General features: G+C 51.9%; 1 pseudogene. It reads right to left on the bottom strand.

Annotated features, from left to right (window positions below):
• Positions 1-23 precede the first annotated feature (23 nt).
• A pseudogene (locus EN786_RS36435) lies at positions 24-362 on the bottom strand (lytic transglycosylase); the annotation flags it as partial.

Below are 362 nucleotides of genomic sequence, written 5' to 3'. Positions count from 1 at the left end.
CCTCTCTATCTCCCTATCACTATTTAGCCGAGGAGCCCGGCCGTCAAACCTTTGTCGAGCTTGGCTTGGACCTTCGATGCTGCCTCCCCCTTTGTCACAACGCCATCGCTATTCACATCTAGTCCCGAGTTCTGCGAATAAGCCTTCGTGCCAGCGGAAAACAGGACATTGGCTTCCGGCTTTCCAATCGCGGCTGGATATAGAATAGACATGTACATATCCGACAGACTGTTGAAGCGCCCTGCGTAAGGGGCAAGGTATTTTTCGACATAACCCAGTTGTTGCACCTGAGACATCTGTGCCAGAGCTTCCAACGATGTCCCCAATCCCTCCGCAGTTAGCCTCATAAACTGAATCAGTCC

This window comes from Mesorhizobium sp. M4B.F.Ca.ET.143.01.1.1 (assembly GCF_004792275.1).
Taxonomy (GTDB): Bacteria; Pseudomonadota; Alphaproteobacteria; order Rhizobiales; family Rhizobiaceae; genus Mesorhizobium; species Mesorhizobium abyssinicae.
The sequence above is the reverse complement of the archived record's forward strand: the minus strand, read 5'-3'. Positions and strand labels throughout refer to the sequence as shown.